At 39.0% G+C, this 6,776-nt stretch carries 6 protein-coding genes and 2 pseudogenes; 5 read left to right on the top strand and 3 right to left on the bottom strand.

Annotation, left to right across the window (positions count from 1 at the left end; all coding sequences use genetic code 11):
- Positions 1–112 precede the first annotated feature (112 nt).
- The 3 genes and pseudogenes from WKU33_RS16560 to WKU33_RS16550 form a co-directional block, all read left to right on the top strand.
- Positions 113–250: pseudogene (locus WKU33_RS16560) on the top strand (IS256 family transposase); the annotation flags it as partial.
- Positions 251–278: 28 nt separating this feature from the next.
- Positions 279–692 (top strand): hypothetical protein, encoded by a 414-nt coding sequence (locus WKU33_RS16555; RefSeq protein WP_336253101.1) that lies wholly within the window; start codon positions 279–281, stop codon positions 690–692.
- Between the two features lie 41 nt (positions 693–733).
- Positions 734–1,177 carry a hypothetical protein gene (locus WKU33_RS16550; protein WP_340455635.1) on the top strand — a complete coding sequence of 148 codons (444 nt, stop codon included), beginning with the start codon at positions 734–736 and terminating at the stop codon, positions 1,175–1,177.
- A gap of 76 nt (positions 1,178–1,253) precedes the next feature.
- On the opposite strand, the gene WKU33_RS16545 is transcribed toward WKU33_RS16550, so the two are convergent.
- On the bottom strand, positions 1,254–2,336 hold the full coding sequence (locus tag WKU33_RS16545; protein ID WP_336253099.1) for a M20 family metallopeptidase: 1,083 nt from the start codon (positions 2,334–2,336) through the stop codon (positions 1,254–1,256).
- A 44-nt stretch (positions 2,337–2,380) separates the two neighbouring features.
- A complete protein-coding gene (locus tag WKU33_RS16540; protein WP_340455632.1) occupies positions 2,381–3,430 on the bottom strand; it encodes an ATP-grasp domain-containing protein in 1,050 nt (349 codons plus the stop codon).
- A gap of 498 nt (positions 3,431–3,928) precedes the next feature.
- Here WKU33_RS16540 and WKU33_RS16535 point away from each other — a divergent pair, with 498 nt between their 5' ends.
- Both WKU33_RS16535 and WKU33_RS16530 read left to right on the top strand, forming a co-directional pair.
- Positions 3,929–4,249: a hypothetical protein gene (locus tag WKU33_RS16535; RefSeq protein WP_156856934.1), complete on the top strand. Its 321-nt coding sequence runs from the start codon at positions 3,929–3,931 to the stop codon at positions 4,247–4,249.
- Positions 4,250–4,465: 216 nt separating this feature from the next.
- Complete coding sequence (locus WKU33_RS16530) at positions 4,466–4,747, top strand: hypothetical protein (RefSeq protein WP_156856933.1); 282 nt, start codon at positions 4,466–4,468, stop codon at positions 4,745–4,747.
- A gap of 445 nt (positions 4,748–5,192) precedes the next feature.
- On the opposite strand, the pseudogene WKU33_RS16525 reads toward WKU33_RS16530, so the two are convergent.
- A pseudogene (locus tag WKU33_RS16525) lies at positions 5,193–6,764 on the bottom strand (SagB family peptide dehydrogenase).
- Between the last annotated feature and the right edge of the window lie 12 nt (positions 6,765–6,776).

Raw genomic sequence — 6,776 nt, 5'->3', positions numbered from 1 at the left:
CTTTGAAGGATGTGTAAACTAAACTGTGTAAGTAGGAGAGCGCACAGCTCTTACTTCGCAGTTTAGTTTTTTATCGTTAGAATAAAACTATAACGAATGGGAGGCTATTCTATTGACTAAGTCAAAGCGAGAAGAGAAATCAGCTGAATTAGCTAAACAAATTCTAAAAAAATACCAACCAGAGACCGTAGAAGATATGCAAAATGCACTTAAAGATATATTTGGACCCATGTTTGAGTCCATGTTGAAATGTATATGACTTTAGCTGGTGGCATGTATTGATTCCGCCAATATGGTTCAGTGCACCCTTTGAACTCGTGTTAAATCATAATTATACGAGCGAGATTATCATTCTTTCTGTTTTAGCCGTATTAGGACCAATCTTATCCATTTTCTTCTATTATCTCTCTATGCCAGCTTTCGAACGGAATTTGCAAAAGCTGATGGAAGAATCAAGTACGAAAAAGAAGAAAAAACGGACGCTAAATGACCTGATCGAAAAATTAATTTGTTTTAGCAAAGAAGAAAGAGTGTTTTACCGCTTTTCTTCAATTATGATAAGCCGGGAAAGAGATTTTAAATTAAAGGTCTACCCTTCATTGGGAATGGCATTTGTTTTCCCATTAATCTTCCTTTTTAACAATTTGAACTTTCAAACACTGGAAGAGTTAGGGCAAGGAAAATCCTTTTAACCATTTATTTTTCCACTGTTATCATCGGAACAGTTGTTTATATGCTGCAGTTTTCCGCAAAATACAAAGGTGCATGGATTTTTCGAACAACACCGATTCAAAAGCATTCTATTGTCTATAGTGCTGCTTTAAAAGCAATGTTTGTAAAGCTGTACTTACCAATTATGCTTGTACTGTCGATTCTTTACATCTGGATATTTTCTATCCGTATACTGCCTGATATAGCAGTTGTTTTTGTCATTGCTTTATTGCAGATGCTTATCGCTTATAAGCTGTTTAATAAAGGAGAATATCCGTTTACCGAGCCGATTGAAACGGCCCAGCAAGGCGGTAGTACTGCATGGATCATTATCCTGTTAATGATTATTATTGGGATATTTGTGCTAATACATCTATTAATCTCCTTTATACCTTTTGCAATTTATGGTTATTTAGTGCTTCTTATCGTGGCTACGGCAATTTTATGGAAGCGAACGTTTAGGTAGAAACTAACGAATTGAAGGACAGTCTAAACCGACTCTAATCGGTTAAGTGGACTTTCCTTTTTCATTCGCTTATCAGCTACTTTCGCAAATTACCTTCCAAAGATAAAACAAAATCCACCAGCACATCCCGGTATTCTCTCACCGAATCTACATAAACCATTTCGTTCTCTCCATGCCAATCACTGCCGATCGGTCCAAATTCTACAGCGGCACCTCCGTACTCGGTAAAAAATTGTCCATCGCTGGAACCATGTTGACCGAATAGATTAACTTTTTCCAGATGAGTAATTCGTTTAATTGATTCTTCCAACGCTTCCACATAAGGATTGTCTTCTTTTGTTTTGATTGGATTGTTGCGATTATGGATTGATAGACTGCAGTCTGTAATTGTCTTAATCTGATGAATGATATCTTCCGGAGATTGATGTGGCAGATATCTGATATCCAGTGACAGCTCACACCGCTCTGGGACTTTATTATAAACGGTCCCTCCTTGGATCTTTGCGAGATTGATAGAAGGCTTTGTAAACATGGATGAACGTTCTTGTGCAAAAGGAAGCTCTAAAATTTCTTCATAGAGTTCAATTGCTTTCGTGATTGCATTTGTACCTTCCCAAGGCCGGCTTCCATGTGCGGGTTTTCCCAGGACAGTAATATCCATCTGGAGTACTCCTTTAGACTGAATGCCAATCCCCATATTTGTTGGTTCACCGCAAATAATAAAGTCTCCCAAGTAGCCTTTTTCCGTTAAATATTTCGTTCCATACTTGCCACCGGTCTCCTCATCTGGAACGATTTGAAGCATAACTTTGGACGTTAATTCCATATCTTTCAATTGAGCAGCTGCCACCATTGAAGCAGCTACTCCTGCTTTCATATCAGCTGTACCACGGCCATACATTTTCCCATCTTCCATATATGGTTGGAATTGTCTTTCCTCTGCTGCAATGACATCGATATGTCCGTTCAAGACAATCGTAAAATCACCTTGGCCTAATTCACTTACGAGCATGTGAAATCCGTGATTTTCTATTTTTTTAACAGGGACATCTTGGTTGGTTAACCATTGCTCACAATAAGCAATTGCTTCATTCGCACCTGCCTTTGTGGAACTGTCTATTTTTATTAACTCTTCTAGTAAGGGAATTGGATCACGCATTTTATCCCTCCTACATTTAAAATATTCAAGAGTTTTACCAGCTACTACTCTTCAAGTGCTTCCATGATTTTACGTTTATTTATGGGAACAACGATATCATGACGCGCTAGCTCGATATTAGGTTTTTGATGCAGCCACTCTTCTTGTATCTCCTTCCCTGCAGTTAGTGCAATTATTGCAGATGGAATATCAGCTCCTGCTAAGTGGGTAAACGCATAGCCACCCCCAAAACGGGGATTAATGTCAATAACATAATAATCCTTCCCATTAAAATAAACATCTGTGTTCATATAACCTGCATGGCCAAAACCTTCACCTAGCTGCTGTGCAATGTCTGTTAATTCCGGAATATTTACAGTAATACATCGGTCAATATCTCCGCCCCTCATACCTAATTGCTTCCTAGCAAAGGATGTAAGAAAGCGGCCATTTAAATCGTTAAACATATCGACACTAAACTTATCCCCTTCAATCACTTCCTGAATGATGATATTATCTTGCGGTTTTCTTGAAGTGTCTCCATCGAGTGGGCTTCCCTTAATCTCCTGAATAGCATGCTGATAAGCAAATTCCATATCCTCTACATTGTCAATAAGTTCTATTCCTATTGAGGCGGAACCGTTACGAGGTTTCACGATTAACGGAAAGAATACTTCTTGTTTTTCCAATGCTCTTTTCGCATCTTCTGCGTTAAAATAGGAAAGTGGGGATTTTACGTTAAACGGTTCCAGCAACTCTCGGTATTTCCCTTTATCCCGCACCTTTTCTACAATACTGGAATTCGGCGCAAATACAGATACACCTAATTTTTCCAGTTCTTTTTTGTGGTCTGATATTTCGGGTACTTCCCAATCATTTAATGGAACAAGACAGTCCACCTCATGCTTCTTGCAAATCTCAATAATTGCATCCATATAATTTGTATCTGTTTGTTCTGGAATTACATAATTCTCGTCTCCAGTTTGGAGTGACGGCGAATTATATTCAGGATCGGCAACAATTACTTTCCCATCGATATCAACCTTTTTTAAAGCATCCTTAAAAAAATTTACCAAGTCTATTCTTCTTGCTGTTGATGTCAATAAGATGTTCAACTTGTTCAACTCCTCGTTGTTTATATCATTTTTTCGGAAACAAGATATTAATGTTTACCCAGCATGATAAACTTTAATCTTTTCCTTTATTCGTAAAACTCACAACTTGGGAGCATTGAACATCGACTTTCTTGTTTAAGGATCGAATATATACGTCATCTAAAACGTTAATATCTTGAAGGCAAACGCTCCATAAAGTGAAACTTCATTCTGTGGGGAATCCTTACCTCCCCACTGAATGTTAGTTGAACAGAATCAGGTATTTACGGACTGTATACCCCCACCTTCACATGTTGGGCTTCCTTATAAAAAGTGGCCTTCATCTTTTGTTATTTTATTAGTTGTTGTCTTGGGTGTTTAAAAGATAACTTTCTTTAGAAAACAAAACCTTCTTTTTAAAAGGTGAAAAACAAACGTTTTATCCAAGGTAAAAGTCAACTCATAAAAATTAATTATGTATATAGTATAGTAGAACGATGAAAAGGAGGGGAAAGTGATATGTCTGAGTACGAAAGAAAATATGATCAAGATGGAAACCAAGAGTATTTTTACTCTGACGGTAGAGGTCATGAAGATACAGATGTAGATGTAGATTTTGATTTTGATAGTGATTTTGATAGTGATATCGATTTAGATAACAGAAATGACAATGATAATGATAATGATTTGAAAAACAAAAACCGTAATCTAAACGTTGCAAAAGTTATCAGAAGCGGCAACTCAAATGTTAACGTTAGATCCCGTGAAGAAGATGATGAAAAAGATCATGACCATCGCCGTAGAAAACGCCATCGCAGAAGAAAAAAAAGATGTCGTTAAATGAACGATTAGTGGGATAGCTTTATTATCCCACTTTTTTCTTATAACGTGAAACTTCATTCAGTGGGGAATTCTTTACCCCCCACTGAATGTTAGTTGAACAGAATTAGGTATTTACGGACTGTATATCCCCCACCTTAACATTTTGGTTTTCCCTTTTGTTTAGAGGTGGGGGTATTACAGACCGTTAATGCGTGAAGAAAGGAGAGATGTTACTTGGAAAACGCAAGAAGCAATGTCCATCCAATTGATTTTAGAAACGATACACGATCTACCATTGATTATAGCGGTAATTCCGATGTCGATATAGAAGTCAATGTTGATACCACTCCGATTGCATATGCTATGTTATGTACACTTTTAGCTACAAAACAGATATCTGACTTTGAATTCAAAAAAGCTGTCCATAGATTGGAAGATTTAATTAAAAAAGGAATCAATCCGACAATCAGAGATATGAATGATTTATCCCAAGTGAAACTATACAAAAAACGATGAAGATGACATGAGCAAAGGCGCAAGCGCCCGTTTAGCAACGTACAAACTAGAGCACTCTGGAATGAGATAAAGGAAACACAACGAACGATAGTGAGTTGATGTTGACTTATCGATTGGAGGAGTGTGAAGTTTGCTAGTTGCTGGGCGCTGGAGCCGGACGTGGCTAATCCTGGATACCTATGTTATCTCAGCATTTTTATTTTATACTTTCCTTTAAAAAAAGTGGGTCTCCCACTAATTTCAGTAAACGTATGAAAGCTCTTCTCTTATAAATGTGCGGTAAATCCCCGTTAAAGATGCTGTTGGCAGTACCATCTTTAACGGGGATTTACCGTTTATTGCGTTATAAATACCCAGACTTTTAACTTTCTAAAAGTGAAACTCATTCAGTGGGGATATTACAGACCGTTAATACATGGAATTCCCTAACTCCCTGCAAGCTACATTATCCGTGCAAGCTTCCCTTGAGCATTGGACGTGGTCGGTAGGGACCAATTGGGAGCTGGATTAGGCTGGTCCTTCCTTGTCGATCGATTTTATAAAGTTCATCACTCAAATTAGCGTCAAACCCTAGCAGCGGGTGTCCTCCCATCCCAAGGGCCGACGCAGCCAAAAGCAATCGTTGCACGAGCATACCTGCTTCCATCTGCTGTATTCGGTAACCCCTGTATCCTAGTTCTTTCTTATAGAAATCCTTATCACCTGCCACATGCAGGCAAATTGGAACCTGGAGTAAATTTACATTATTAAAAGACATTCCATTCTGCAAATGAAGTCGATGGTCTCCGGGACGAATTTCCCTTAACATGTGTTCGGTGCTATCATAATAGTACGCCCCATTTGGAATTCCTTCAACCATGTATAAACTGCTGTAAATTGTTACACGAGGCGGATCATTGTTATACGCAACATCCAAATCATTTCTGTATGAAAAAGCAGCCATTGCTTCTTGGAGAAGGGCAGCCAACTGTTGTTGATCCACCTTCTCCAATACGAAATCCATGTCTGGAGAAAATCGATTTTTACATATTTCCGCGAGATCATAGGGCAAGGATTTTGTATGAGGCAATGTCACCGTGTTCTCCCCATATTCTGCAATTGTCCTCCCCTTTATTTCTCGAAATGACCATGTAGATTCTAGGTTAGATGCTTTATTCATTGCAGTTATCATCGGATATTCTTTGATCCGTAGTGACCGCTCGAAATGATTGGTTTGAATTGCTGGCAGCTCTTGTTTCAATTCATCCGCTATAATATTTTTGTGGCGGTCCTCTCCGCTCATAGACCAGTTGGTGGCTTCCACCGACAGGGGAATTACACTATATACACTCTCCTCCAGATCAGATAGTCCAAGCAGATGATTTATTGCGGTATCAAGAAATTGAAAGTACACACCTGTGGCAAAGCCAAACCGCTTCGCTACCTCCATTAGCTGTCCAATCAACACACCAGCATCTAACCCTTGGAGTCGATACGCAAAGTTGTTGTATTTAAAAAAGTTTTTCCAAAACATTGTCGAGACAAAGACAATACCGAAACACGAGGGGATGTCACACCGATTCCCCAGAGCTCTAGCTAAATAGAAATCGAAATTTCCTTCCCGCAGCAACACCAAGCTGTAATGTGCTTAATGGTAAACTCCATCCGGGAGTCCTTCTACCTTTAAATAAACGTACAATTCGTTAGGATATAGCGCCCCGCCAGATGGAGCATAACGCCTATAGGACTGCATCGGAAAGGTATCTTGATCTGTCGAATCTATTTGCAAGACGGATTGACTCAATTGAGTCAATCCGAATACATACCAGAGAAAATGGCCAACTCTATTGATATCCAGTTTTGCAGAAGGTTCTCCACCAGTAAGCGTCAGTGGTACTTCTTCGGACAATGGAGCGACCGGTAATCCACGGTAAAGTTTATATGCAAGCGGTGCATCCTCCCAATCCACTTCCCAGTTCAGCTGATTTGCTTTATCAATATCAAAATGCAAATTGTGCAGAAATTCTTCCAGACTCATCCTCTACCTCCT

It is taken from the genome of Oceanobacillus sp. HCA-5259, from assembly GCF_037892815.1.
Classification (GTDB): Bacteria; Bacillota; Bacilli; order Bacillales; family Amphibacillaceae; genus Oceanobacillus; species Oceanobacillus indicireducens.
This window is presented reverse-complemented; position numbering and strand designations above follow the sequence as displayed.

Bases quoted from the DNA above. Each gene is read 5' to 3' on its own strand.
- WKU33_RS16550 (WP_340455635.1), top strand. From the start codon at position 734: ATGCTGCAGTTTTCCGCAAAATACAAAGGTGCATGGATTTTTCGAACA.
- WKU33_RS16545 (WP_336253099.1), bottom strand. From the start codon at position 2,336: ATGCGTGATCCAATTCCCTTACTAGAAGAGTTAATAAAAATAGACAGT.
- WKU33_RS16535 (WP_156856934.1), top strand. From the start codon at position 3,929: ATGTCTGAGTACGAAAGAAAATATGATCAAGATGGAAACCAAGAGTAT.